Origin of the sequence: Jatrophihabitans telluris (assembly GCF_023516435.1) — a bacterium.
Taxonomy (GTDB): domain Bacteria; phylum Actinomycetota; class Actinomycetes; order Mycobacteriales; family Jatrophihabitantaceae; genus Jatrophihabitans_A; species Jatrophihabitans_A telluris.
The window spans coordinates 4,123,266-4,148,094 of record NZ_CP097332.1 but is presented as its reverse complement, the minus strand read 5'-3'; the positions used below and the strand labels follow the sequence as shown (position 1 = coordinate 4,148,094).

The window sequence follows — 24,829 nt, the reverse complement described above, 5'->3', positions numbered from 1 at the left end:
TTGGACACGGTGGACCAGCTGGGTAGCAATCTGGCCGATCAGACCACGCAGTCACTGGTGCCCGGGTGCCCGCGGTGCGACATCGGCGCCATGGGCGGGCGGATGGTGCGGGCGGTCTACCGTCAGCTGACGAGGCTGGTCGTGGCCGTACTGGTCGGGGTGCCGGCCCTGGTCGTGCTCTTGCTGCTGGTCTCGCGGCGGACCGTCCTGCTCTGGGCGGCCGTCTACCTTCTGGTGGTCGTCGGTGGCACCGTCGTGTTCCTCTGGCGCGCCCGCCTTCGCCGGAGCCAGGTGCGCGCGATGATCCGAGCCGCGCTGATCGACACGCCGCGCCAGGACGTGTACCGGATCCGGCACAACCACGCCCTGACCGGTCCGGAGCCGGTCTGCCCCGGGTGCATCGCCGACCTGCTGGGTGAGCCGAGTCTGGCCGAGCACGCCCACGCCGTCGCAGGCGGCTGATCCGAGGGTCTGCGATGATGGCGGTCCTTGACCCGAGCGTGCCCGTGACCGGGCACGCTGCACCGAGGTGGGCTGCCTATGAGTGTCTCGACCCATGTTCTGGATGCGACGACGGGACGACCTGCCGTCGGGGTATCGGTCGTGCTGCGCGGGCCGCGGGGGCTTGAGCTGGCCGACCGGCAGACCGACGTCGACGGTCGGGTGAAGGATCTGGCGGGCACGCTGGCGGCCGGTATCTACCGTCTGCACTTCGACACCGGCGCGTACTTCGGCCAGCAGACCTTCTATCCGGAGGTCTCGGTCGCTTTCACGATCACCGAGCCGGACGGGCACTATCACGTGCCGCTGCTGCTCAGCCCGTACGCCTACTCCACCTACCGCGGCAGTTAGCGTCCGCCCGAAACCGTTGTGAACATGGCCGTAACGCGCGCCGGTAACAGTGACGGCGGTTGCCGACGGGATACGGTCGCCGGTGGAGTGGGCCGGTGGAGTGCGCTGGCGGGGAGTGCGCTGGTGGAGTGCGCTGGCGGGGTGGCTCGGTTGAGGCGGCTCGGCGGGCAGAAGGGACGGTCGGAACGGTGATCGTCATCGACAATGCCCACGTGGCCACGGTGGACGCCGCCGGCACGGAATTCCCCGCGGGACACGTGGTCATCGACGGCGCCCGGATCGTGGCCGTCGGCCCGGGTCGGGCCCCGCAGGCTTACGCCGGCGCCACGCGGATCGACGGGACCGGTCGCCTGCTCACCCCTGGTTTCGTCAACACTCACCATCACCTCTACCAATGGGTCACCCGCGGCTACGCCACCGATACCACGCTGTTCGGCTGGTTGACCACGTTGTACCCCATCTGGGCGCGCATCGACGCCGGCACGGTGTACGACTCGGCCGCGGCCAATCTGGGTTGGCTGGCCCTCACCGGGTGCACCACGTCCACCGACCACCACTACGTCTTCCCCCGGCACGGGGGAGATCTGCTGGAGGCCGAGATCCGGGCGGCGAGCGACATCGGGCTGCGCTTTCATCCCAGCCGGGGGTCGATGAACCTCGGCCGTTCGGCCGGTGGTCTGCCCCCGGACTCCGTGGTCGAGGACCACGACGAGATCCTGGCCGCCACCGCCGAGGCGATCGCGCGCTGGCACGATGACTCCTTCGAGTCCATGCTGCGTATCGCGGTCGCGCCCTGCTCGCCCTTCTCCGTCACCGCCGAACTCATGCGCGACTCGGCCGAACTGGCTCGAAGCAGCGGTCTGCAGGGCGTACGGATGCACACTCACCTCGCCGAGACCCTTGATGAGGACTCGTTCTGCCGGGAGACCTTCGGACGCACGCCCGCCCAGTACGCCGAAGACCTCGGCTGGCTCGGCGACGACGTCTGGCTGGCCCACTGCGTTCACCTGTCCGACGAGGCCGTCCGCCGGTTCGGCGAGACCGGCACGGCCGTCGCGCACTGCCCGACCTCCAATGGGCGGCTGGGTTCGGGAGCGGCCCGGCTGCGCGACCTGCTCGCCGCCGGCGTGTCGGTCGGCCTGGGTGTGGACGGCGCTGCGTCCAACGAGTCCGGCGGCATGGTCGACGAATTGCACCAGGCGTTGCTGGTCGCGCGGACCAGAGACGGCTCGGGCGCCCTCACCGCCCGTCAGGCCCTGTCCGCCGCCACGATCGGCGGCGCGCGTTGCCTCGGGCGCCAGGACGAACTCGGCTCACTGGAATCCGGCAAGCTGGCGGACCTGGCCCTGTGGCGGATCGACGGTCTTGCCGGCTCTGGTATCGCCGACCCGGTGACGACGCTCGTGTTCGGGAACCCGACGCTGGACCGGCTCTGGGTGAACGGTCTTCCGGTGGTGGAAGGAGGGTGCCTGGTCACCGCCGAGGAAGCCGCGCTGGCTGCCGGTGCCGCTCGGGCGGCGGCGGCGTTGCGTCCGGACGTCTGAGGACTCGCGATGGATCTACCCAGCATCACCGAGGTGATCTCGATCGAGCAGCGGGCTGACCTGCCCACGTGGTCGCCCGGCGATGCGTTCCTGGCCGGCGGAAGCTGGCTGTTCTCAGAACCCCAACCGGCCCTGCGTCGCCTCATCGATCTGACTCGGTCCTGCTGGCCCGGGCTGACCGTATCCGAAGCTGGGCTCGAGATCTCGGCGACCTGCACCCTGGCCCGCCTGTACGAGGCGAAGCTACCGTCGGACTGGCTCGCCGCGCCGTTGTTCGCCCAGTGCTGCCACGCGTTGCTCGGGTCGTTCAAGGTCTGGAACACCGCGACGGTGGGCGGCAATGTGTGCCTGGCGCTTCCCGCCGGCCCCATGACCTCGCTGACCGCAGCCCTCGACGCCACGGCCCTGATCTGGTGCCCGGGCGGCGGCGAGCGACTGGTCCCGGTGGCGGACTTCGTGACCGGTAACCGCGAGAGCGCGCTGGCGCCGGGCGAACTGCTGCGCTCGATCGCCGTGCCGGTGGACGCCCTGCGCAGCCGGACCGCATTCCGGCAGATATCCCTTACCGCACTGGGCCGATCCGCCGCCCTGGTGATCGGCCGCCGGCAGCCGGGAACGGGCACGACGGTGTTCACCGTGACCGCGTCCACCCCGGCCCCGGTGCAGTTGCGCTATCGGCGGTTGCCCAGCGCGCGGGACCTGCTGAGCGATCTCGAGCGCGCGAACGTCACCTGGTTCGCCGACGTCCACGGACTGCCGGAATGGCGGGCGGATCAGAGCCGGCGGCTGCTCGTCGAGGTGCGCGACGAGCTGGCGGCCGCGGCATGATCGTCAACGGCCGGCCGGTCGCGGCCGAGCCCGCCCCGGGCCAGTGTCTGCGCACCTTCCTCCGGTCCGAGGGATGGTCGGCGGTCAAGAAGGGCTGCGACTCGGGAGATTGCGGCGCCTGCACCGTGCACGTCGACGGTGTACCGGTACACAGCTGTATCTACCCGGCCGGGCGGGCCGGCGGAGCTCAGGTCACGACCCTGGAAGGCCTGGAAGACACCGTGCCGTCGCCGCTTCACCCGGTACAGCAGGACTTTCTGACCGCTCAGGGCTTCCAATGCGGGTTCTGCACGGCCGGCATGATCATGACCTGCGCGGTGCTCACCGACCCTCAGAAGGCCGATCTGCCCCGGTCGCTGAAGGGAAATCTCTGCCGATGCACCGGTTACCATCCGATCCAGGACGCGGTCACCGGCGCCCACACGCCGGTCCCGGCAACGCCCGGCGCAACCGGCGAGGTGGGGCAGAACGTGCCCGCCCCCGCTGGACCGGAGATCGTCACCGGCGCGGCTCGCTACACCCTGGACGTCGACGCCGACGAGCTGCCGGGCCCGCCGCTGCACCTGTCCCTGCTGCGCTCGCCGCACCCGCACGCCTACATCCGCTCGATCGACACCACCGGCGCGCTGGAGGTCCCCGGCGTGCACACGGTGCTGACCTTCGCCGATGCACCGGACCGGCTGTACTCCACCGCCCGGCACGAGAAGCCCACGGACGACCCGAGCGACACCAGGCTGCTGGACCGCACCGTGCGTCACGTCGGCCAGCGAGTCGCGGCCGTCGTGGCCGACACGATCGGCATTGCCGAGCTGGCCCGGGACAAGATCGTCGTCGACTACCAAGTCCTGCCCGCCGTGCTCGATCCGGCGCGGGCCATGGACCCCACCGCACCGAAGTTGCATGCCGACAAGAGCGCGTCCGCGAGCCGGATCGCCGATCCGCGGCGGAACCTGGCCGCCGAGGTCCACTCGCACATCGGCGACGTGCCAGGCGCGCTGAGGCGCGCCGAGGCCGAGGGCCCGGACGAGCAGCACGTGTACACCGGCACCTTCCAGGCCCAGCGCCTGCAGCACGTCCACCTGGAGACCCACGCCTGCATCGGCTGGGTCGACGAGGACGGCCGGCTGACGATCCGCACATCGAGCCAGACGCCCTTCCTGACCCGCGATGCCCTCGCCGTCCTGTTCGACCTGCCCAGGGACCGGGTACGGGTGTTCACCAAGCGACTCGGCGGCGGGTTCGGCGGCAAGCAGGAGATGTTCACCGAGGACATCGTGGCGTTGGCGACGCTGCGCACCGGACGTCCCGTGCAGCTGGAATACACCCGGTCCGAGCAGTTCGTCGGCGCCTCGACGCGCCATCCGATGACGATGACCATCACACTGGCCGCCGACGCCGACGGACGTCTGACCGCGATGAAGGTGGAGAACCTGTCCGACACGGGGGCCTACGGCAACCACTCGGCCGGAGTGCTGTTCCACTCGGTCGGCGAATCGATGTCGATGTACCGGTGCGCGAACAAGCAGGTCGACGGCTGGGCCGTCTACACGAACACGGTGCCGTCGGGTGCCTTCCGCGGGTACGGGCTGAGCCAGATGATGTTCGCGATGGACTCGGCGATGGACGAGTTCGGGCGCCAATTGGGTCTGGACCCGGTCGAGTTCCGGCGGCGCAACCTGGTGCAGCCCGGGGATGAACTGGTGTCCATTCAGGGCGACCTGGCGGACGTGAGCATCGGCAGCTACGGCTTGGACCAGTGTGTCGACGCCGTCTCCTCGGCGCTGCGGGACGCGGCCGAGGGCCGGCGCGGGCAGCGAGCGCCTGGACCGGGCTGGCTCGTCGGCAGCGGCATGGCGGTGACCATGCTCGACACCACGCCGCCGGGCGGCCACATCGCCCAGTGCCGGATCGCCCAACGCCCGGACGGCACCTTCGAACTGACGGTCGGGACCGCCGAGTTCGGCAACGGCACGGCCACCGTCCACACCCAGATCGCGGCCACGGCGCTGGGGGTTCCGTCCGCGGCGATCACCCTCGTCCAGTCCGACACGGACCGGATCGGACACGACACCGGCGCCTACGGGTCGACCGGGACGATGGTCGCCGGGGCGGCGACTTGGCAGGCCGCGACCCGGCTACGCGAGCTGATCGAGGCCACCATCGACGGCGGCCCGCTGCTGAGCGCCGAGGGGTCGGCGTCCGGCACGCCTCGCTCGGTGGGGTTCAACGTGCACGGATTCCGGGTCGCGGTCAACCCGGCCAGCGGGGAGCTGCGGATCCTCTACAGCATCCAGGCCGCCGACGCGGGAACGGTGATCAACCCACGCCAGTGTGCCGGCCAAGTGCGGGGCGGGGTGGCCCAGGCCCTCGGGGCGGCCCGCTACGAGCACGTCGACCTCGATCCGGACACCGGCGAGGTGCTCACCTCGACGCTGCGCAGTTATCACATTCCGGCCATGGCCGACGTCCCGCCGACCGACGTGGTTTTCGCGGCCAGCTATGAGGAACTCGGCCCGCTGGGCGCCAAGCCGATGAGCGAAAGCCCGTTCAACCCGGTGGCTCCCGCTCTGGCCAACGCGGTCCGCGACGCCACAGGCGTCCGGCTCACCGTGCTGCCGATGTCCGCGGACCGGCTCTACCTGGCGCTAAAGCACGCCGACACCGCTCGGTCGAACACCTGAAGGAGACGCTCATGGTGACCCTCGGCTTCAATCGATACGGCAAGGCCGAAGTGCGGGTGGTGCGGGTCAGCCGCGGCACCGGGCCGGACGGCTCGGACGAGATCCGGGACTGGAACGTCTCCTCCAGCCTGTCCGGGGACCTGGCCGGCAGCCATCTGACCGGTGACAACTCGCACGTACTGCCCACGGACACCCAGAAGAACACCGACTACGCCTTCGCCAAGCGGCTCGGTGCCGTCGAACCGGAGGTCTACGCCTTGGCTCTGGGACGTCATTTCGTCCAGACGCAGGAGCCCATCACGCGGGCCCGGATGAGCGTGGAGGAGTTCGGCTGGCGGCGGCTCTCCGGCCCGCACTCGTTCGCCCGCGACGCCGGATCGGTTCGCACGACGACGGTCATCGTGGACCGGGAGTTGGGCACCAGCATCGTGTCCGGCATCAAGGATCTGACCGTGCTGAACACGACGAACTCCGAATTCTGGGGCTTCCCGCGGGATGAGTACACGACGATGGCCGAGACGCGGGACCGCATGCTGGCGACCCAGGTCAGCGCGCAGTGGCGATTCCGCCCGGAGACGGCAGGGGAGGACACCGACTTCGCGGCTGTGTACGCCCAGGCCACGGAAGCGCTGCTGGCGGCGTTCGCGCAGACCTACAGCTATTCCTTGCAGCAGAGCCTGTACGCGATGGGGGAACGGATTCTCGCCGACGTCCCGGCGCTGTGCGAGGTGCGCCTGGCGCTGCCGAACAAGCACCACTTTCTCGTTGACCTGCAGCCCTTCGGCCTCACCAACGACAACGAGGTTTACTACGCCGCCGACCGCCCGTACGGCCTCATCGAGGGACGCGTGCTCGCCGACGACGCTCCCGACGAGGGGATCGCGTTCAGCTAGCGGCCGTGCGGTTGTGGGGTGATCGGGTGTGCAGATGGGCGGTTGCGCGGGTGAGCGGTTGTGCAGAGAGGGGCGTCGCGGATGCCTCGACGGACGCCCCGACGGACCCCTCCACAACGCTGTCTCCCGCGCGAGACTAGCGCCCTACGGTTTCGACAGTGACGGCCTGCTTCGGTGTGGCCGTTCGCTCCTGGATCTCGTTTTCGCGGCCGGAGGGGCGGCTGAGCCACGCCATACCGGCGGCAGCGGCCAGCGCCGCGGGCACCAGTACGTCGCTGGGTGCCTTGAGCAGCGCCAGAGCCGATGCGGTCAGCACGCCGGCCACCACCGATCGCAGGACCGGCGCCGGAGCGGCGGCGGACAGCCGGGCGCCGACGTACACGGCCGGCAGAGCGCCGACGAGCAGTGACACGGTGAGGGCCAGATGGACGTCACCGAAGAGCAGGTGTCCCACAGCCGCGGCGCCGACCAGCGGGATGGCCTGGACGATGTCGGTGCCCACCAGCTGCCCGGGACGCAGGCCCGGGTAGGCCAGCAGGAGCAACGCGATCACCAGGGATCCGGCACCGACGGAGGTGAGCCCGACCGCGAGGCCGCCGACGACGCCGATAGCCACGGTTCGTCCCGGACGCACGACCAGCTCTGCGGCTGGTGTTCCGGAGCGGCGGCTGATGAGCTGGCGGACCACGGTCGAGGCCAGCGAGAGCAACAACGCGATCCCGATGATCAGCTTCAGCTTGGACTGGACCGCGCCAGCGCGCCCGAGCGTTCCGATCAGGACGGCCCCGAGGAAGCCGGCGGGCACGGCGCCGATCGCCAGCCACTTGAGCAGCGGAAGTTGGACGGTGCCGCGACGCAGGTGGACCGCCGCCCCGACCGGTTTCATCACCAGGCTGGTCACCAGATCGGAGGAGATTGCGGCCAACGGGGCGACATTGAAGACCAGGACCAGCAACGGCGTCATCAACGCGCCGCCGCCCATTCCGGTCAAGCCGACCAGGAGGCCGACGAGCGCGCCGGCAAGGCACAGAGCGAGATCGATATGCATGAGGGGGACGAACCTTCGGGACTGAGGCGGGACGGACTCGGGACGGCGAGCGGTCAGCGGTCCCGGCAACAGTCCGAACCGAGGCGCATCAAGTCGATGTGCAGGCGCCGGACGAGGCGGACCCGAGGGGTCGCCAAGGACCGACGGGTCGAACTCGGCGTCTCTAGCACGTCTACCAGAGTCCTAATTCCCACCGAAATTGTCAAGAAGGGGTGACGCGGGTAATCGCGCGGGGACCGGGCCGCTCAGGCACACCGACCGGGCCACTCGCGCACACCCACCATCGCGAATGGGCAGATTGAACGCGAATGGGCGGGTACAACCGCCCATTCGCGGTGGAACCGCCCATTCGCGATGGGGACGTCAGGGGAAGCAGGGGACGTCAGGGACGGCAGGGGGGACGAGGGCCTCAGCCCAGGCGCAGCTTCAGGGACTCCAGCTCGTCGCGCAGAGACGATGGAACCTTGTCCCCGATCTTGGCGAACCACTCCTCGATGCTCGGGATCTCGTTACGCCACTGGTCGAGGTCGACCGCCAGCGCCGTGGTCAGTTCCTCGGCCCCCATCGACAGTCCGGAGGTGTCGAGGGCTTCGGGAGTCGGGACGCGTCCGATCGGCGTGTCCACTGCCGCCGCCTTGCCTTCGATGCGCTCGATGGCCCACTTGAGCACCCGAATGTTCTCCCCGAACCCGGGCCAGACGAAGTTGTCGTCCTCATCGCGCCGGAACCAGTTCACGTAGAAGATCTTCGGCAACTTCACCGCGTCGGCGGACTTGCCGACCTCGATCCAGTGCGCGAAGTAGTCGCCGGCGTGGTAGCCGATGAAGGGCAGCATGGCCATCGGATCGCGACGGACGACACCGACCTTGCCGACCGCCGCCGCGGTGGTCTCCGAAGAGAGCGTGGCGCCCATGAAGACACCGTGCTGCCAGTCGCGGGCCTCGGTCACCAATGGGATCGTGTCCCGGCGACGCCCGCCGAAGAAGATGGCGTCCAACGGAACACCGCGAGGGTCGTCCCACTCGGCGGCCTTCGTGTCGCACTGGGAGATGGGCGTGCAGTACCGCGAATTCGGGTGTGCGGCCAAGGCATCGCCACCCGGCGTCCAGCTCTGGCCTTTCCAGTCCGTCAGATGCGCCGGCGGCTCACCCATGCCCTCCCACCAGATGTCACCGTCGTCGGTCAGGCCGACGTTGGTGAATAGGGAATTGCCCTTCGCGATAGTGCGCATCGCGTTCGGGTTGGTGTGATAGTCGGTTCCCGGAGCAACGCCGAAGAAGCCGTTCTCCGGGTTCACCGCGTACATCCGGCCATCCTCGCCGAAGCGGATCCAGGCGATGTCGTCGCCGATGGTCTCGACCTTCCAGCCTTCCAGCGTCGGGTCGAGCATCGCCAGGTTCGTCTTGCCACACGCCGACGGGAACGCGGCGGCGACATAATAGGACTTCTGCGCGGGCGAGGTCAGCTTCAGGATGAGCATGTGCTCGGCCAGCCAACCCTCGTCCCGCGCCTTCACCGAGGCGATGCGCAACGAGTAACACTTCTTGCCCAGCAGCGCGTTGCCGCCGTAGCCCGATCCGTACGACCAGATCAGCCGTTCCTCGGGGAAGTGCACGATGTACTTCGTGTCGTTGCACGGCCAGGCGACGTCAGGCTCGCCGGGGGCCAGCGGGGCACCGATCGAGTGCAGGCCCGGGACGAATTCCTGATCGTCCTTGCCGTCCTTGGTGAACAGCTCCAACGCCGCCGTCCCCACACGCGTCATGATGTGCATGGACGCGACCACGTACGGGGCGTCGGTCAGTTCAACCCCGAGCATCGGCTCGTCGGCGTTCAACGGCCCCATGCAGTAAGGGATGACGTACATTGTGCGGCCGCGCATCGAGCCCCGGAAGCGCTCGGTCAGCAGCGCCTTCATGTCGTCGGGATCCATCCAGTTGTTGGTCGGGCCGCAGTCGGCGGAATCCCGCGAACAGATGAAGGTGCGGTCCTCGACCCGAGCGACGTCGGTCGGGTCGGACGCGCAATAGAAGGAGTTCGGCTTCTTGTCCGCGTTCAACCGCACGAACGTGCCGGTTTCCACCAGCAGATCAGTGACGCGGGTCCACTCCTCGGGCGAACCGTCGCACCAGACGATCTCCTCGGGCTGGGTGAGTTCGGCGCATTCCTGAACCCATTGCAGCAAGGCAGTGTGGGTCGTGGGGGCAACGGATCGGTCGAGTGTGGCAGTCATCGGCACTCCTTCAGTCGGCACTGACTGTTTTCAGGTGTCGCGGAAACGCCGACTGCCGGACGCTGGACGGTCCATTGGCGACCGTTCGACCGGACACGATGCCCGACCTGCGCCCGGTGGTACGGCGAGGAGTCCCCGCGAGGGATGGATCGAAGTTAACCGCTGCTAGCGCTTACAGGCCGTGCAAATGTGACGAGTCCCTTCTCACAGAGTGGACGGTCACTTCGTGACGTGCCGTTGATCCGGCCGTGTTGCGCCATTCGGCGCGCACGGCGAACTCAGCCGCGGCGCACGGCGAACTCAGCCGCACGGGCGGCGGGACCCTGCCCGCTCAGCTCGCCTGGCTGACCGTGGACATGTTGAAGTCGGGGACGCGCACCGGCGGCATGGCGGTACGGCTGAAGTAGTCGTTCCATTCCCGGGGAAGGGTGGTGACCGTGGCTCCGACTTCACTTATCCGGCCGAGCAGATCGATCGGGGATTCGTTGAAGCGGAAGTTGTTGACGGCTCCGACGACCTTGCCGTGCTCGATCAGGTAGACCCCGTCGCGGGTCAGGCCGGTCAGCAGCAGAGTCTGGGGATCGACCTCGCGGATGTACCACAGACAGGTCAGCAGCAGCCCGCGCTCGGTGCTGGCGATCATCTCCTCGAGCGTGGCCTCACCGCCGCCGTCGAGGATCAGGTTGTCGATCAACACGACCGGTTCGGTACCGGTTCTGGCGGCCCAGCTACGGGTCCGGGCCAGATTGGTGAGGACGCCGTCGCTGATCCAATCGGTCGGCATCACCGCAGCGCCGTTGTCGAACACCGACTGCATGCCACCGCCGGACGAGCGGGCGATCTCGAAGTCCGGGCACTCCAGCCCAGCCCGGTGCGGGTCGGAGTGCAGGCGCAGCGGCAGGCTCGACAGCCGCTCGCCGATCTTCGTCCCGCCGTCGGCCGCCGAGAAGACGTTGCGGCCCTCCTCGGCGTCGCGGGCCGAACCCGTCCAGTAGGCATAGATCATCAGATCGCCGATGGCGCTGGGCGGCAGGATCGTCTCGTACCGGCCCGCGGGAAGGTCGATGCGATTTTCGGCCCAGCCCAGCTGGGTGCGCAGGCCCGCCACCAGCCCGGCCACGTCCAGGCCCACGAAGTCCTTGGTCTGTACCCCGCCCCAGCTGGAGCGGCTGAGGTCCGCCGACTTGGCGTTGAGCTCAAGGCGGCCGGTCGGCTGGTCGAATCGGCGCCGAAGGCCGGTCGAGGACGCCACGAAGTAGGCGGTCACGATGTGCTCGGCGAACCCGAACAAGCGCACCCCGGACGTCTGCGCCTCGGCGAAGGCCTTGCCCAGCGCCGGCGCGAATTCGGCGAACACCTCGATGGAGGTCGCCGCCGCGGCCGCGTTCCAGTCGTCGGTGGAGTCGTAGGCCGGTACCAGTTCGGCCGCGTCGTCGGCCGGACCGGAGGCGCGCGCCGCCGCTTCGCTGGCCGCGACCAGCTCGGACAGTTCGTCCGGACCGGACACCGCCCTGCTCACGACGCCCGCGGCGGTCCCTCCGTCGACGGCGACCGTGGAGATCACGGTGATCGTGCGTGAGGACATCGAGCCGTTCGTGGTGAGGCTGTTGTCGGCCCACCTGAGGTTGGCCTGGGTCTGCTCGGCGCCGACCACGATGCAGCCGTCGGTGGTGGACAGGGACAGGGCCTGCTCGATCAATTCCTGAATGCGCACCATCTCAGTTGTCCTCCCGCTCGTCCCGCTCACCCTCGTCCACCTTCGGCCTTGGTGTTCAGCACGTTGACGCCCCGGAACAGCGCCGACGGGCAGCCGTGGGACACCGCGGCAACCTGGCCCGGCTGGCCCTTGCCGCAGTTGAACGCACCGCCCAGAACGTAGGTCTGCGGGCCGCCGACCGCCTCCATCGACCCCCAGAACTCCGTCGTCGTCGCCTGATACGCCACGTCGCGGACCTGTCCGGTGAGCCGACCGTTCTCGATCGTGAAGAACCGCTGCCCGGTGAACTGAAAGTTGTAGCGCTGCATGTCGATGGACCAGGACTTGTCACCGACGACGTAGAGGCCGTGTTCCACCCCGCCGATCAGCTCCGCGGTCGAGCCGCCGTCCGGAGCCGGTTGCAGGGACACATTCGCCATTCGCTGCAGCGGGATGTGACCGGGGGAGTCGGCCAGCGCGCAGCCGTTCGATCGCTGCAGACCGTTTTCGGGGGTGCCGTTCTCGGCCGCCATCTGCCGGTTGAGCTGGTAGCCGACGAGCACCCCGTCGCGCACGATGTCGAAGGCGGAGGTCGCCACGCCCTCGTCGTCGTAGCCGATGCTGGCCAGCCCGTGTTCGACCGTGCGGTCGCCGGTGACGTTCATGATCCCGCTGCCGTAGCGCAGCGTGCCGAGCTGGTCGAACGTCGCGAACGAGGTGCCGGCGAAGGCGGCTTCATAGCCCAGCGCGCGATCTAGCTCGGTGGCGTGCCCGATCGACTCGTGGATCGTCAGCCACAGGTTGGACGGGTCGATGACCAGATCGTAGGCACCCGCCGCCACCGAGGGCGCCTTCGCGTGCTCGGCCAGCAGGGCCGGCAACTCGGCCAGCTCGGCGGGAAAGTCCCAACCCGCGCCGGTCAGGTATTCCCAGCCGCGTCCGGCCGGGGGAGCCAGCGTGCGCATCGAGGAGAAACCGCCCGCCGCCGGATCGACCTGGACCGCGGTGAATTCCGGATGCAGGCGGATCCGTTGCTGCGTCGTCGTGGTGCCCGAGGTGTCGGCGTAGAACTTGTTCTCCTGCACCTGCATGAGATGTGCATCGACGTGGTCGACGCCGTCGGCGGACAGCAGCCGCTCGGAGTAGTCCACCAGCAGGGCGACCCGCTCGGACTCGGGGACGTCGAACGGGTTCAGGTCGTAGGCCGAGACCCAGGTCGCGTTCGGATAGGCCGGTTCGGCGGCCAGCTCGACCGGCCGTTTGCCCAATACCCGGCTGATCTTCGCCGTCGCCACCGCGCGCTCGGCCAACTGTGCGGCCCCCTCCGGGGTGCGGTCGATTCCGCTGGCGAAGCCCCAGGCCCCGTCGTGCACGACGCGGACGGCTATGCCTAGATCCTGCGTATCGGTACTGGAATCGAGCCTTCCGTCCCGAATGGACAGGTTTGCGGTACGGATACGCTCAAGGCGGAAATCGGCGTGACTGGCGCCCAGATCGCGTGCCCGACTCAACGCTGCGTCGGCCAGCGCCGGGTGGAGTAGATCAATGAAGACAGGGTCGATATCCGGCATGCCTGGCACCCTAATGGCAGGTTCTGACGGTCCGCTCGTGGCGTGTCGGCGGTTCACAGTTGATCTTCGCTCGACAGGGGCCAGACTGTAGCCAGTCTGCCGGGGCCGGCGAAGCTCGCGCAGCCTGCGGCAGCGGGGAGAAGTGCTGGTGAGTTCTATGGAGCGGGTCGTCGTCGCCGGCGACTCGACGGTCCTGGTCGTCAACGACCGCCTGGTCGATCCCGCGCTGCCTCTGGAACCCGAGCTCGCCGAACACCCGCTCACGATGGCAGCGCTCAGCGCCCTCACGGCCGCCAGGCCCGGGACTGCCCCGGACTCCACCGGCGCGGAGCGGGCGGTGCACATTCGCCTGGTCATCGACCCCGATACCGGCGCGACACGCGGGGCCGAGGCGCGCTACGTCCCGGCCGACGGGCAGCCGTCGTCCACAGCGGTGCTCGACCTCGTGCTCTCCCCCTGGTGCTATCCCGAAGAACTGCGCAACGCACGGGAGCCAGACCTCCACACCGCCGAGATCATGGCCGGGCCGTACGCGTCGATCCTGCTGCCCGAGCTACCCGCCTTCCTCGAAGGCCTCACCGAGCTGTTCGCGCTGCGCCGCGCCTGCCGGGACTTCCGCATCGTGCGGCACGGGACGGGCGAGATCCGGCTGGTCCGGTTCTACGGATGGTTCGACGAACCCGGTGAGGATGCGATTCCCCACGGAGTGGCCATCGACATCACCGACCTCCACGTCGAACCGAGCCCGCAGAAGCGGTATTTCGACGCGATCGTCGACGTCATGCCGGACAGCATCCTGCTCATCCAGCTCTCCGACGGGCAGATCCTCTGGGCCAACCGGCGCGTGTTCGAGCGACTCAACGGCGCCGGGCACTCCGGCTCCCGCAGCGCGCGCTACGCCGATCTGCGCCTGATCCTGCATCCCACCGACCGACGCCAGCTGGACGTGCTCGCCGAGGAGCTGCGCGACAACCCGGCCGGCGGTGCCCGCCAGACCCGGATGCGGATGCGGGACGAGTTCGGCAACTGGCGCTGGATCCAGGTGTGGGTCGCGCCCTGGCAGAGCGGCCCGGACGGGCGCACCATGCAGATCCTGTGCACCCTGCGCGACGTCGACGCCCAGGTGCGGGCCGAGCAGCGGATGGCCTGGGAGGCCGGCCACGACCCGCTCACCGGTCTGGCCAACCGGCGCGTGATCGGCGAGACGCTGCAGAGCGCTGCCGACGATCCTGCCGACCCGCGGCGCAACGTGTACTTCATCGACCTGGACGACTTCAAGAAGGTCAACGACGCCTACGGCCACTCGGCCGGGGACGATCTGCTGCGCACCCTCGCGGCCCGGATCTCGGTGCTGGTGACCGCCTCCGACGTGGTCGGTCGCTTCGGCGGTGACGAGCTGGTGATCGTCTCCTCGATGCCGCCAGACCAGCTCGCCGAGCGCCTGCTCGCCGCGATCCGCCGCCCGGTCACGGTCGCCGGCGCGGAGCTGACCGTGACCACCAGCATCGGTACGGCCAAAGTCGGCGCGGAGGAGGACCCCGGCGATGTCGTGCGCCGCTCCAACGAGGCGATGTACTCGGCCAAGCGCGGCGGCGGCAACCGGTACGTCGTGGCCGGCCCGCTCAACACCGGCCCGGCCCAGCGGCGCGTGGAGGTCGAGGCGGAACTGCGCCGGGCCCTGCGGGCGGGAACCGCCGAGCTGCGCATGGCCTTTCAGCCGATCGTGGAATCCGACCGGGTGCCGGTCGCGGCGGAGGCCCTGTTGCGCTGGCACCATCCCAGCCGCGGCACGCTGCTGCCCTCGGAATTTCTCGACATCGCCGAAGGCGCCGGCTTGATGGACGAGCTGTCGGAGTCGATCGTCCGGCAGTCGCTGTCGGCGGTGGCGAGCTGGAACGCGACCGGACGCCGGCTGATGGTGGCCGTCAACGCCGGCCGGCGAGAGCTGGGGACGGGACGGCTGTTCAACCTCATCTCCGAGACCATCGCGGAATTCGCGGTGTCACCTCAGCAGGTCTGTCTTGAGGTCACCGAATCGGTGCTGGTCGACGCCGGATCGCCCGAACTCGCCGAACTCTGGCGCCTTCGAGACCTCGGGTTGGAGGTGGCCCTCGACGACTTCGGTACCGGCTACGCCCCGCTGACCTACCTCAAGCGCCTGCCCGCGACGATCGTCAAGCTCGACAAGTCCTTCGTCGCCGGCCTGGGCCTGCCCGTCCCCAACCCTGTCGATCTCGCCGTCTCCCGAGCGGTGGTGCAGCTGGCCGACGAGTTGGGCATGCGGGTGATCGCCGAGGGAGTCGAGTCCGAGCGGCAGATGATCACGCTGATGTCGATCGGCTACCGGTACTTCCAGGGATTCTGGGCCTACCAGCCGATGCCCACCGAGGAACTGCACGCCATCCTGCTGGCCGACGATCCCGCCGGCCTGCGCTGACTCGACCGCGTCACCTCCGGCGCCGGCGCCGGCGCTCCCGAGGCTCAGGCGGTCAGGAGGCTGCCTTGAGCCGGGTCGACTGGTGGTGCTCCTCGCACGGCCACAGCCTGATTCGCCAGCGGTCACCGGGGGTTTCGGCACTCGGCCGGTCGTGATCGGAGAACCCGAGGCCGGTGATGAGCAGGTGCTGCTCGCCTGGTCGAACCGGGATCTTGAACGACGACATTCCGGGGGAGTCGTAGATCAGCCCGCTGGTCTTCACCGGCAGGTCGAGCTCGAAGGCTTCCTGCCAGTCGTCCAGATCGTCATCGGGGTGGGCGTCGAACACCTCGACGCGCAGGCCCATCGCGTAGTTCTTCTGGTGCGGGCTGGTGACGACGACGGTGCCGAAATGCTGGGCGATTCCGGTCCCGGACACAGCGGCCTGGACGATCCGGGACTTTTCCCGGGGGTCCACGGTGTGCGGTTCGTCGGTGTAGAGCATGAAGTGCCCTTGGTTCATGCCTACCAGCAGATCCCAGGCGGAAACGAGCGTGGCGGTGTCCATTCCTAGATTGTGCGACCGCCCGGGCCGCTATGGCGGGAAAAGTTGCCACAGATTCGTGGGCCGAGCCGTCCGCCGCCGAATTCGGCATCAGCCGGCGCCCACCCGGGCCGGGTCAGCCGATTCCGACGACCTCGGTGACGACGCCGTCCTCGACGACGATGGTGACGCGATTGGCTCGGTAATCCATGGTCATCAGGCCACCGCGAGGGATACGGCGGACGATGCCCTCGGCCCGTTCGACCCTGGCTGCCGCCTCGTCCGCGGGTAGTCCGACCAGGTCCTGCAGGTTGAGTGCACTCAGTGCGGTCGGTGTAGTCATGAGTCCATCGTGCGCGCGCCGTCAATGCTCGCGCTGTGCGCCGGCTGTCCATCCGGTGATGGCTCGGATGGTTCCAGCCGGCGCCGGCGCGGGCGCGGTCAGCGGGTGCGGGGGAAGCCGAGGTCCACGGTCGAGGTCGCCGGATCGGGCCACCGGGAGGTGACGACCTTGCCCCGCGTGTAGAAGTTGATGCCCTCCGGCCCGTACATGTGGTTGTCGCCGAACAGTGAGGCCTTCCAGCCGCCGAAGGAGTAGTACGCGACCGGAACCGGGATCGGCACGTTGATGCCGATCATCCCGACCTCGACGTCGAACTGGAACTGCCGGGCCGCCCCGCCGTCCCGGGTGAAGATCGCGGTGCCGTTGGCGAACTGGTTAGCGTTGATCAGCGCCAGGGCGTCGTCGTAGGTGTCGGCCCGCACGACCGACAGGACCGGTCCGAAGATCTCGTCGGTGTAGACGCTCATGTCGGCAGTCACGTGGTCCAGCAGGGTCGTGCCGAGGAAGAAGCCCTCAGCCGGCAGGTCCGCCTCGCGCCCGTCGACGACCACACTTGCCCCTGAGGACGCGCCGGCGGCGATGTAGCCGGCCACCTTGTCCCGGTGCTCGGCGGTGATCAGCGGTCCCATGTCGGTGTCGGCGTCGGCGCCGTTGCCGACGGTCAGTTTGGGCAGCCGAGCCGCAATGGCGTCGACCAGGGCGTCGCCGACACCGCCGACGGCGACGGCGACCGAGATGGCCATGCAGCGTTCGCCCGCCGCGCCGTAGGCGGCCGAGACCGCGGCGTCGGCGGCCATGTCGATGTCGGCGTCGGGCAGCACGACCATGTGGTTCTTCGCGCCGCCCAGGGCCTGTACGCGCTTGCCGTGCGCGGTTCCGGTCTCGTAGATGTATTTGGCGATCGGCGTCGAGCCGACGAAGCTGACCGCGGCCACGTCCTCGTGGCGGAGCAGGGTGTCGACCGCTTCCTTGTCGCCGTGCACCACGGTGAAGACGCCGTCGGGCAGGCCCGCGTCCTTCCACAGCTGGGCAAGGAACAGTGCTGCGGACGGGTCCTTCTCGCTGGGCTTGAGGATGAAGGCGTTACCGGTGGCGATGGCGTTGGCACACATCCACAGCGGCACCATCACGGGGAAGTTGAACGGTGTGATGCCGGCGACCACGCCCAGCGGTTGCCGGATCGAGTAGACGTCCACCCCGGTGGAGGCCTGCTCGGAGAAGCCGCCCTTGAGCAGGTTCGGCACGCCGGTGGCGTACTCGACGTTCTCCAGCCCGCGGGAGATCTCCCCGACGGCGTCGGAGAGAACCTTGCCGTGCTCGGCGGTGACGATCGCGGCGAGTTCGTCCGTGCGGGCGTGCAGCAACTCGCGGAAGGCGAACAGCACGGCGGCGCGGCGGGACAGCGAGGCCTGGCGCCAGTCGCGCGCGGCCGACTTGGCCGAGGCCACGGCCGTGTTCACCTCCGCGGCGCTGGCCAGCTCGACCTCGCCGGTCTGTACGCCGGTGGCCGGGTTGAAGACGGGCCCGACCCGGCCGGAGGTGCCAGGGGTGGAGGAGCCGTCGATCCAGTGCGAGATGCGCTGCGGGGTTGCGTTGGTCATGTCATGAGATTACGTGACAGGGGTAGCCAGAACAAAGAATCCTTCGCTATGTTACAAACCGTGACGGCAATGTTGAGTGCTTTGGAGGAGCGGCTGGACGAGCCGACCGCCCGCGGGCTCGCGCACGCGGTGAGTCGTGCGATGCGGGACGGTGCCGTGGCGGTCGGGGAGAAACTGCCCCCGATCCGCACGGTCGCCACCGAACTCGGGCTGTCCCCGACCACCGTGAGCGCGGCGTGGGCGCTGCTGGCCCGCTCCGGCACGATCCATACCGACGGGCGACGCGGCACCACCATCGCCGATCCACGTTCCGGATCGCTGGCTCGCTACCGTCGGGCCGTCGACCGGCAGACGCCCTTCTCGCTCGACCTGTCCACGGGGGTCCCGGACTCCGAACTCCTTCCCGACCTGGGCCGGGCGTTGTCCGGGCTGTCCCGCCTGGCACCGCTGGCCACGCCCGCCAGCTACCTGGACGATCCCGTGTTGCCGGAACTGGCCGCGGTCCTGCACGCCCAGTGGCCCTATCCGGTCGAGCAGATCACGGTCGTGGACGGCGCGATGGACGGTCTGGAGTTGTTCGTCCGGTCCGCCCTGCGCTTCGGTGACCGGGTGGTCGTGGAGAGCCCCTGCTTCCCGCCCCTGCTCGACCTGCTCGAATCCATCGGCGTCACCGTGGTGGGGGTGGGACTCGACGACCAGGGACTGCGGCCAGACGAACTGGCCGGCGCCCTGGACGAGCCGACCGGGCACCTGCCGGTTGCGGTCTTCCTGCAGCCGCGTGCGCAGAATCCGACCGGTGCCTCCCTGAACGAGGCTCGGGCCCGGGAGCTGGCGGCCCTACTGGCTCGGGTCGACTGCCTGATCGTGGAGGACGACTCGGCCGGCGGCGTGGCCGGGGCGGTGCCGATCAGCCTCGGCGCCTGGCTGCCCGAGCGCACCGTGCATGTTCGCAGTTTCTCCAAGTCCCACGGGCCCGATCTCAGGCTGGCGGCGATGAGCGCGCCACCGGCGGTCCTGCGGGAGATCCTCAGTCGTCGCCAGCTCGGGCAGGGGTGGAGCAGTCGGATGCTGCAGCAGATCCTGCTGTCCCTGCTCACTGACGCCGAATCGGTGGGCGAGGTCGAACGGGCCCGAGCCACCTACGCCCGCCGGCGGGAATCGATCGTGACCGCGCTGCGGGAGCGTGGGGTCGAGGTCGGCGGCCGGGACGGCATCAACATCTGGGTTCCCGTCGTCGACGAGACGGCGGCGGTGGTCCGACTGGCCAGTCAGGGGATCGGCGTCGCGCCGGGATCACCCTTTGCGGTGCTGGCACATCAGGATCCGCACGTGCGCGTGACCGTCGGCGGTGTCGCGGACCGGCACGACGAGTTGGCCGACGCGCTGGCCGCGGCCGCGCGGACCGGCTCGTGGAGCGGCGTCCGCTGAGACCGCACCGCCGGGCGCAGGGTGAGGGGCGCGGTCACGGGTGCGGGTCACGGGCGCGGGTCACGGGCGCCGGGCGCCGGGCGCGGGTCACGGGCGCCGGGTCAGGTGAGCCGGGCGCCGGGTCAGGTGAGGAGGAACTGTTCCAGCAGTCCGGGTGTGGCTGCGGTGATCACGGTGACTGACTCGTCCAGGCTGATATCGGTGATCAGGTAGGCCTGACGCCCCGCCGCTGTGGTGGCCGCGAGGCTGGCCAGTCCCACCCGGCGCTGGAAGAACGTGCGGTGCAGGTTCCAGCCGATGATCCCGTCACGTTCCAGGGCAACCCGGCGGCGGACTACCGAGCCGGACCGGCTCACCAGGAAAGGCCCGAACACCGCGTGGCCGAGCGCTCGGTAGCGGTCCGTGCCGAGCCACGCGGCCGAGACCAGGATGACCACGGCAGCGGCGATGCCGATCGCGCTCTGGCCGAGTACGACGCCGAGGGCGATCACCCCGGCCGAAACCACCGCCGCCGGCACGGTCGAGCGGACGAGCCGGCGGCGCCGGGCAGCCGCGGGGTGCGGCGACAGGGTGCCGGTCATCGCAGCCGGTGCGCCGGGATCGTCGAGCACCCAGGCGCCGGTGCGTTCGGCGATCCGCCGCGGGGAAGGGGGCGCGAGAACGGCCGCCGTACGGTCGGATCCGCGTCCGGTGCGCAGGCCGGTCGCGATCGCCGACAGCCGGGCGGCGCGCACCAGCCGGAGCAGGAACGGCTCGGTCAGCTCGACGCCGCGCAGCCGCCGGGCCTCGATGCTGGTGGAGCGGGCGGTGATCAATCCGCGACTGGTGTGCAGGGTGCCTTCGGGGTGCCGGGTGAGCCGGAAGTTCCAGAACGCCAGCAGGTAGCCAACGATCGACAGCAGCGAGATGACGACGATCACCGCGATGCCGGCTTGCAGCGAGATCGCCCACCACGGGCTGTCGCGCAGGTGCCGTCCGGTCGATCGGACCGCGCCGAGACTGCCTGGTTTCACCGAGGACTGGTTGAGCACGTTCCAGGCGAAGCCGAGGATCGCCGCCGCGGTCAGCAGTCCGGACAGGGTGAACGGCGCGTAGCGCACCCAGGAGGGGTCCAGGCGCAGCAGCTCCTGTTCGTCCTGTTCGGCGCCGGCCCAGGGCTCGGGCCGGGCTTTGGCGGTGGGGTCGAAGGTGGCGGCTGAGGTGAGGTCGTCGGCGGGTGGTGAGGTGGGTTCGACGGTGCGGGCTGCGGTGAGGTCGTACCGGTGGTAGCCGCTGCGGTGCCCGGCCGGTGAGCTGCCGACCGGGGGTGAGCGGTGCAGCAGTTCCGCCCGCAACGCCCGGGCCTCCCGTGCGCCGAGGCCGTCCAGCACGAGCCCTTCCTTCTTGTGGTCGGCGGTGCCGGTGCCTATGGCGACCTTGGCCAGGCCGAGCACCCGGTGCAGAGCGTGCTCGGTCACGTCGATGGTCCGTACCCGGTCGATCGGCGTGACCAGGGTCCGCTTGCGCACCAGGCCGGTCCGTAGCTGGACCTGGTCGGCGGTGATCTGGAAACGCGTGGTCGCCCAGCGGACGCCGGCGAGGACGATGACCACCGCCAGCACCCCGACACTCCACCAGTGCCCGTTGCCGTTGGAGTTGCCGGCGAAGAAGACGCCGATCAGAACCGGGATGTAGCGGATCGCCTCCCGGACCGGGTGAATCAGCAACATTCGGGGGCTGAGCCGTCGCCAAGGCACCGCAGCCGCAGCCGCAGGCGTTGGCGCAGCGGCAGCCGCAGGCGCAGCCGCAGCGGCGCCTTCGACCTCGTTGGCGTCCCGGCCCTGCGAGCTCACGTCGCGTCGCCCGAACTCGAGGCGGTGACGACCGTCAGCTCGTCCACCAGGCGGCCGGCGACGGCGGCGTCCAAGCCCTTGATGGTGATCGGCCCCGCCGCCGACGCCGTCGTGATCGTCACCGATGCGAGCCTGAACAGCTGCTCGAGCGGCCCGCGCTCGGTGTCGACTGTCTGCACCCGGGACAGCGGAGCGATGCGCCGACGCTGGGTGATCCAGCCGTCCTGGGCGTAACAGGCCGTCGGTGTGACTTCCCAGCGGTGGACGCGAAAACGCCATTGCGGCATCACCGTCGCGTGGACCGCGCCGAGCAGCACACTGGCCACCAGCAGCGCGATCTGCAGGCCTCGGTGGGCGGGCGGCAGGAGCACGATCAGTGCGACCTGGGCCGCGATCAGGAGCAACCACCCGGCGCCGCAGCGCGCCGCCCAGAACACCCGCGCTCGGGGGCTCACAAGGTTGGCAGGCTCGCGCAGGCGCGGAACGGACATAGGCCTAACCTGCCAGACCGGTCGCGGATCGGTGTGGGCAGGGACACGCCGCCACCCTTACCTGTAACTAGCGGTATCGGATACTGTGACGACATGAAGATCGCAGCCGTGGACGGACGGTCAGCGCGCTGGGACGCCCATCGGCAGAGCAGGCGCGCCGAGCTCGTCCAGGCTGCCATCCGGGCCGTGGACAAACACGGCGCGACCGTCGGCATGGACCAGATCGCCGCCGAAGCCGGTACCTCCAAAGCGGTGTTCTACCGCCATTTCGAGGACAAGGCCGACCTGTACCGCGCCGTCGGCCAGGAAATGGCCAGCGTGTGGACGGCCAACCTCGGCGAGCGCATAGCGACCCACCACGATCCGCGGCACATGGTCTCGGCGGGAATCGATGCCTACTTCCAGCTGCTCGACAAGCGGCCCGAGCTGTATCGCTTCGTCGCCCGCAACCCCGTGCTCGACGCCGCCGGCTCGGAGCGGCAGGTCGACTATCCGGCCATCGTCGCGGCCCGGATCAACGACATCATCGCCTCCGCCGCCGCGTCCGGTGGATCGTCCGGCGCTCCAGGGGCCGGGTACGACAATCCGCTGGCCAAACCGTGGGGAGTCGCCATCGTCGGGCTGATTCAATCCGCCGGTGACTGGTGGCTCGACCATCCCGGCGAGCTGACCCGCGCCGAGCTGACGGCCAGCCTCACCGCCCTGTTGTGGGACGGGTTGTCCACCTTCGAAAGGAATCCGGCATGACCGCTGCACACCCCGTTGCCCCGCTGAACGAGGAAACCGTGCACCGTCTGCGTCAGCACCTGGACGGCCGTTGGGGTCACGTCCGCGAGTCCGCCCGCAAGCTGAGCGAACGTGAGCTGTTCCGTCCGGTGCCCGGGCTGAGCATCGCCGAGCATCGCGCCCGGACGTTGGCCCAGCTGTTGAGCCTGTGCGACGAGGGAATGACCGGGTACGGCTTCCCGGAGGCGTACGGAGGTGGCGGGGACATCGGGGCCTCGATCACCGCTTTCGACATGCTGGGCATGGGCGATCTCTCACTGCTGGTCAAGACCGGCGTGCAGTTCGGACTGTTCGGCGGAGCCGTTCTGCATCTGGGCACCGAGATCCACCATCAGCGTTACCTGGCCGATATCGCCGCCGGTCGGCTGCTCGGCTGCTTCGCGATGACCGAGCACGGACACGGGTCCGACGTGGCCTGTCTGGGCACCACAGCCACCTACGACCCGGTGACCGAAGAGTTCGTGGTGCTCACGCCCGACGACGAGGCGCGTAAGGAGTACATCGGCAACGCCGCGCAGGACGGACGGATCGCGGCGGTCTTCGCCCAGCTCGTCTCGGCAGGCCAGTCGCATGGCGTGCACTGTTTCCTCGTGCCGATCCGGGACGAGGGCGGCCAGCCGCTGCCCGGGATCCGGATCGCCGACTGCGGACCCAAGGCGGGGCTCAACGGTGTGGACAACGGGCAGCTGTGGTTCGATGCAGTGCGGATACCCCGGCAGAACCTGCTGAATCGCTATGCGCAGGTGGACGCCGACGGGACGTATCGCACCGAGATCGAGAACTCCACGAAGCGTTTCTTCACGATGCTCGGGACCCTGATCCAAGGGCGGATCAGCGTCGCGGGCGCCGCGATCAGCGCGACGAAGTCCGCGTTGACGATCGCCACCCGCTATGCCGACACGCGTACCCAGTTCTCGGCGCCGGGCCGGGACGGTGAGGTGGTGCTGCTGGACTACCTGGTCCATCAACGTAAGCTTTTGCCGACCATAGCCAAGAGTTATGCCTTGCACTTTGCCCAGTCCGCGCTGGTGGAAACCCTGCACGAGGTCTTCACCGCCGGCGATCCGGACGATCCGCGTCGGCGCGAACTGGAGGCGCGCGCGGCCGGCGTGAAGGCCAGCGCCACCTGGCATGCCACCGCAGCGATCCAGATCTGTCGCGAGGCGTGTGGCGGGGCGGGCTACCTCAGCGAGAATCGCCTGCCCGACCTCAAGGCCGACACCGATGTGTTCACGACCTTCGAGGGCGACAACACCGTCCTGCTGCAACTTGTGGCCAAGGAGCTGCTGACGTCCTACCGGGATCACTTCGGGGAGCTGGACGTCCTGGGAACGGTCAAATTCGTCGCCAACCAGGCCGTCGGGAACGTGCTGGAGCGCACCGCGGCGCGTTCGGTCATCCAGCGCCTGCTCGACGCCGCCGGGCGCGATGACGATGCGGAATGGACCGATCGCGGCTGGCATATCTCGCTGTTCGATTTTAGGGAGAAGCACCTGCTGGACGGTCTGGCCCGCCGGTTACGCAAGGCCGCCGGCGCCCCGGACCCGTTCGCGGTCTTCAACCAGTGTCAGGATCACCTCCTGGCCACAGCTCGCGCTCACGTCGACCGGATCCTGCTCGAAGCCTTCGTGGCCGGTATCGACAGCTGTCCCGATCCCGCCGCCAAGGAGCAGTTGGAGCGTCTGTGTGACCTGTTCGTGCTGTCCACGGTGGAGGCCGAGCGTGCCTGGTTCATCGAGCACGGGCGGCTACCGGCAGCGCGAACCAAGATGTTGCCGGGTGTCGTCAACGACCTCTGCGGTCAGCTTCGTCCCAACGCTGTCGGCCTGGTAAACGCCTTCGGCGTCCCCGACATCGCGGTCGACGTCCCCCTCCTCCGTTGACGTTGCCGTTGTTGCTGCCTGTGTGACGTTGACGTTGCCCTTGTTGCGGGCTGTCTGACGTTGACGTTGCCCTTCTTGCGCCATGCGCACCGAACAACGAGGGCAACCTCAACGCGCGGCACCGAACAACGAGGGCAACCTCAACGCGCGGCACCGGAC

Annotated in this window: 19 protein-coding genes; 10 read left to right on the top strand and 9 right to left on the bottom strand. The window is 69.2% G+C overall.

Translation table 11 applies throughout. The annotated features are described in order from the left end of the window. Positions 1 to 9 precede the first annotated feature (9 nt). The 6 genes from M6D93_RS19110 (at position 10) to pucL (ending at position 6,798) form a co-directional block, all read left to right on the top strand. Positions 10 to 462, top strand: a complete 453-nt coding sequence (locus tag M6D93_RS19110; RefSeq protein ID WP_249771796.1) for a hypothetical protein — start codon at positions 10 to 12, stop codon at positions 460 to 462. A 78-nt stretch (positions 463 to 540) separates the two neighbouring features. Then, complete coding sequence (uraH, locus tag M6D93_RS19105) at positions 541 to 852, top strand: hydroxyisourate hydrolase (protein WP_249771794.1); 312 nt, start codon at positions 541 to 543, stop codon at positions 850 to 852. Between the two features lie 188 nt (positions 853 to 1,040). Next, entirely contained in the window at positions 1,041 to 2,396 is a 1,356-nt protein-coding gene (locus M6D93_RS19100; RefSeq protein ID WP_249771792.1) for an 8-oxoguanine deaminase, read from the top strand. 9 nt (positions 2,397 to 2,405) lie between these two features. Continuing rightward, entirely contained in the window at positions 2,406 to 3,224 is an 819-nt protein-coding gene (locus tag M6D93_RS19095; protein ID WP_249771790.1) for an FAD binding domain-containing protein, read from the top strand. After that, positions 3,221 to 5,905 (top strand): molybdopterin-dependent oxidoreductase, encoded by a 2,685-nt coding sequence (locus M6D93_RS19090; RefSeq protein WP_249771788.1) that lies wholly within the window; start codon positions 3,221 to 3,223, stop codon positions 5,903 to 5,905. The genes M6D93_RS19095 and M6D93_RS19090 overlap by 4 nt, the downstream gene beginning before the upstream one ends. Positions 5,906 to 5,916: 11 nt before the next feature. Continuing rightward, entirely contained in the window at positions 5,917 to 6,798 is an 882-nt protein-coding gene (gene pucL / locus M6D93_RS19085; RefSeq protein WP_249771786.1) for a factor-independent urate hydroxylase, read from the top strand. A gap of 136 nt (positions 6,799 to 6,934) precedes the next feature. Here the strand turns inward: pucL and M6D93_RS19080 are convergent, their stop codons facing one another. The 4 genes from M6D93_RS19080 to M6D93_RS19065 all read right to left on the bottom strand — a co-directional run bounded on the left by M6D93_RS19080 (position 6,935) and on the right by M6D93_RS19065 (position 13,346). Further along, positions 6,935 to 7,846, bottom strand: a complete 912-nt coding sequence (locus M6D93_RS19080) for a sulfite exporter TauE/SafE family protein (RefSeq protein WP_249771784.1) — start codon at positions 7,844 to 7,846, stop codon at positions 6,935 to 6,937. Between the two features lie 409 nt (positions 7,847 to 8,255). Continuing rightward, on the bottom strand, positions 8,256 to 10,079 hold the full coding sequence (locus M6D93_RS19075) for a phosphoenolpyruvate carboxykinase (GTP) (protein WP_249771782.1): 1,824 nt from the start codon (positions 10,077 to 10,079) through the stop codon (positions 8,256 to 8,258). Positions 10,080 to 10,410: 331 nt separating this feature from the next. Then, on the bottom strand, positions 10,411 to 11,796 hold the full coding sequence (locus M6D93_RS19070; protein ID WP_249771780.1) for a metallopeptidase TldD-related protein: 1,386 nt from the start codon (positions 11,794 to 11,796) through the stop codon (positions 10,411 to 10,413). 26 nt (positions 11,797 to 11,822) lie between these two features. Next, entirely contained in the window at positions 11,823 to 13,346 is a 1,524-nt protein-coding gene (locus M6D93_RS19065; RefSeq protein ID WP_249771778.1) for a TldD/PmbA family protein, read from the bottom strand. 157 nt (positions 13,347 to 13,503) lie between these two features. Here M6D93_RS19065 and M6D93_RS19060 point away from each other — a divergent pair, with 157 nt between their 5' ends. Next, on the top strand, positions 13,504 to 15,783 hold the full coding sequence (locus M6D93_RS19060; protein WP_249774238.1) for a putative bifunctional diguanylate cyclase/phosphodiesterase: 2,280 nt from the start codon (positions 13,504 to 13,506) through the stop codon (positions 15,781 to 15,783). Between the two features lie 52 nt (positions 15,784 to 15,835). On the opposite strand, the gene M6D93_RS19055 is transcribed toward M6D93_RS19060, so the two are convergent. The 3 genes from M6D93_RS19055 to M6D93_RS19045 all read right to left on the bottom strand — a co-directional run bounded on the left by M6D93_RS19055 (position 15,836) and on the right by M6D93_RS19045 (position 18,250). Next, the gene (locus tag M6D93_RS19055; protein WP_249771776.1) at positions 15,836 to 16,330 is read right to left on the bottom strand and encodes a hypothetical protein; all 495 of its coding nucleotides are present in this window, start codon (positions 16,328 to 16,330) and stop codon (positions 15,836 to 15,838) included. A 112-nt stretch (positions 16,331 to 16,442) separates the two neighbouring features. After that, entirely contained in the window at positions 16,443 to 16,649 is a 207-nt protein-coding gene (locus M6D93_RS19050) for an I78 family peptidase inhibitor (RefSeq protein WP_249771774.1), read from the bottom strand. Positions 16,650 to 16,747: 98 nt separating this feature from the next. Next, on the bottom strand, positions 16,748 to 18,250 hold the full coding sequence (locus M6D93_RS19045) for a CoA-acylating methylmalonate-semialdehyde dehydrogenase (protein ID WP_249771772.1): 1,503 nt from the start codon (positions 18,248 to 18,250) through the stop codon (positions 16,748 to 16,750). Positions 18,251 to 18,319: 69 nt separating this feature from the next. Here M6D93_RS19045 and M6D93_RS19040 point away from each other — a divergent pair, with 69 nt between their 5' ends. After that, a complete protein-coding gene (locus M6D93_RS19040; RefSeq protein ID WP_249774237.1) occupies positions 18,320 to 19,678 on the top strand; it encodes an aminotransferase-like domain-containing protein in 1,359 nt (452 codons plus the stop codon). Between the two features lie 122 nt (positions 19,679 to 19,800). On the opposite strand, the gene M6D93_RS19035 is transcribed toward M6D93_RS19040, so the two are convergent. Then, positions 19,801 to 21,387, bottom strand: coding sequence for a PH domain-containing protein (locus M6D93_RS19035; protein WP_249771770.1), 1,587 nt, complete (start codon positions 21,385 to 21,387; stop codon positions 19,801 to 19,803). 119 nt (positions 21,388 to 21,506) lie between these two features. Further along, positions 21,507 to 22,001, bottom strand: coding sequence for a PH domain-containing protein (locus M6D93_RS19030; protein ID WP_249771768.1), 495 nt, complete (start codon positions 21,999 to 22,001; stop codon positions 21,507 to 21,509). A gap of 93 nt (positions 22,002 to 22,094) precedes the next feature. Here M6D93_RS19030 and M6D93_RS19025 point away from each other — a divergent pair, with 93 nt between their 5' ends. Continuing rightward, positions 22,095 to 22,748 carry a TetR/AcrR family transcriptional regulator gene (locus M6D93_RS19025; protein ID WP_249771766.1) on the top strand — a complete coding sequence of 218 codons (654 nt, stop codon included), beginning with the start codon at positions 22,095 to 22,097 and terminating at the stop codon, positions 22,746 to 22,748. Next, on the top strand, positions 22,745 to 24,670 hold the full coding sequence (locus M6D93_RS19020; protein ID WP_249771764.1) for an acyl-CoA dehydrogenase family protein: 1,926 nt from the start codon (positions 22,745 to 22,747) through the stop codon (positions 24,668 to 24,670). The genes M6D93_RS19025 and M6D93_RS19020 overlap by 4 nt, the downstream gene beginning before the upstream one ends. The last annotated feature ends 159 nt before the right edge of the window (positions 24,671 to 24,829 follow it).